At 56.6% G+C, this 1647-nt stretch carries 2 protein-coding genes; one reads left to right on the top strand and one right to left on the bottom strand.

Features of this window, described 5'->3' with window-relative positions; all coding sequences use genetic code 11:
• Positions 1 to 577 (bottom strand): hypothetical protein (locus GXX34_08705; GenBank protein HHW07587.1); only part of this gene is annotated, 577 nt, incomplete at its 3' end.
• Positions 578 to 942: 365 nt separating this feature from the next.
• On the opposite strand from GXX34_08705, the gene GXX34_08700 reads away from it, so the two are divergent.
• Complete coding sequence (locus GXX34_08700; GenBank protein HHW07586.1) at positions 943 to 1596, top strand: hypothetical protein; 654 nt, start codon at positions 943 to 945, stop codon at positions 1594 to 1596.
• Positions 1597 to 1647 lie beyond the last annotated feature (51 nt).

Below are 1647 nucleotides of genomic sequence, written 5' to 3'. Positions count from 1 at the left end.
GACTGCCGTGATAGTAGGCCCCGTCCTCCGGCACGGAGGCGATTTCCCGCCCGTTCACGGTGATGGACCAGGACTTCACTTCTTCTCCCAGGCAATGCTTTTCCAATTTGACTTGACCCAGGACAGGATCAGGCAGTTCCAGCACCGTCTCCGGGACCGTGGCGGCGGTGGTGATGAAGATCTGCCCGTTTTCCCAAGTCACGGTGGCGCCCAGGGCCTCAGCAAAAGCCCGGGCCGGCAGCATGGTGTAGCTGTTGATGAGTTGAGGTGGCACCTCCAGGGTGACGGTTTGGCCGTTCACCGTCATGGTTGGTTCCTGCAGGGTGAACACAATGGTGGTGCCTTTGGCCGCGGTAATGCGCTTGGTGGCTCCATCATAGTGGACGGTGGCTCCCAGCCCCTCGGCAATGGCCCGAAAGGGCACCAGGGTGCGGCCCTCCAGGATGACCGGGGCTTGTTCCGTGGGCAACCAGTCCCCGTTGATGTAGATGTCGGGGGCCGGGGAGGCCACAGCCCCCAGGGGCAGGCCCAGCAACAGGGTCGCCGTTAACAAGCCGCTGATGATTTTTTTGCTCAAGATAATAGCCTCCTTCAAAAGAAGTTGTTGATGCCTTAGACGCAATGCCCTACAAATAGTTCCCGTCTCCCTGTCACCAGATGTTGGCTGGCGCGGAGAGACCGGGCCTGGGATTCTTCGGCAGGCGCAGGTTGAGTTCCTCCATCCCGGGGCGGGCCGGGAGGCAATAAGATCCCCCGATGCCAATTGCTGCTTTAATATGCCTTTATTACTATTATATGTCAATCACCCGGCGCCACAAGCTGCTTTCCCCCGGCTCACCGGGAATTGGCATTTTCCCGCCTCTATCATTTCACCATTCCCGTAGCAGGGCATAGACTATACTAGTAACATACTGATGTCAATGGAAGAGGAGGGAGCATCGCATGTCCAGCGACAGATACGCTGACTTGAGAGCCGGGGTTTTGCCAATCGATGAGGCTACCGGATTACCCATTTGCCCGCCGCCCAGGGAACTGCTCAATATTCGCGTGGAAAGAGTTTATAATGAATGCAAGAGTACCGAGGTCAAGACCCTCACTGTTTGTGTGGACCCCCCGGTTAAAGCGGACGACGTGGAATGTGTCAGTGCTTGGGCGGAAGACATACGCTGCCAGAAAGAAGACAGTGTAGTGACGGTGACATACGACTTGTACGTCAAGTTCAGGCTGCTGCAGGACAACTGTGTCGTCACCACCATTACGGAAAAATTCCCGAATCAATCTAAATCCTTCGGCCTGGCCAGAGCCGGGGAAAAAGGCCTGAACTGTGAAGTGAGTGTTTATCCTGAGCCGCTCCTGTGCCAGATTACCAATTGCAGCAGTTCCGGGTATGCCAGCGAGGTCACCTGCTGCGTGGGAGTGCTCTACTGGGCCAGGTTGATTGCCCCGGTGCAAATTCTTATCCCGTCCTTCGGGTTCAGCCCAGAACCGCCGGAGTGCGAAGCCGTCGGCGGGCTTTGCCTGGACTTCAAGCCCAAGTGGCCCCCCTATCCCCCGGCCAAACCGTTGGATGACGGCTGCGATTGCGGCTGTTCTTAAATCAGAATAAAGCTCATCATGGTGCCTGCCGTTTTAGGCACCATTTTATTT

Source organism: Clostridia bacterium (assembly GCA_012840125.1).
GTDB lineage: Bacteria > Bacillota > DULZ01 > DULZ01 > DULZ01 > DULZ01.
Note: the sequence above shows the minus strand (reverse complement) of the source record. Positions and strands in the feature narration are given on the sequence as shown.

Excerpts from the sequence above, each read along its gene's own strand:
- GXX34_08700 (HHW07586.1), top strand. The coding sequence starts at position 943 with ATGTCCAGCGACAGATACGCTGACTTGAGAGCCGGGGTTTTGCCAATC.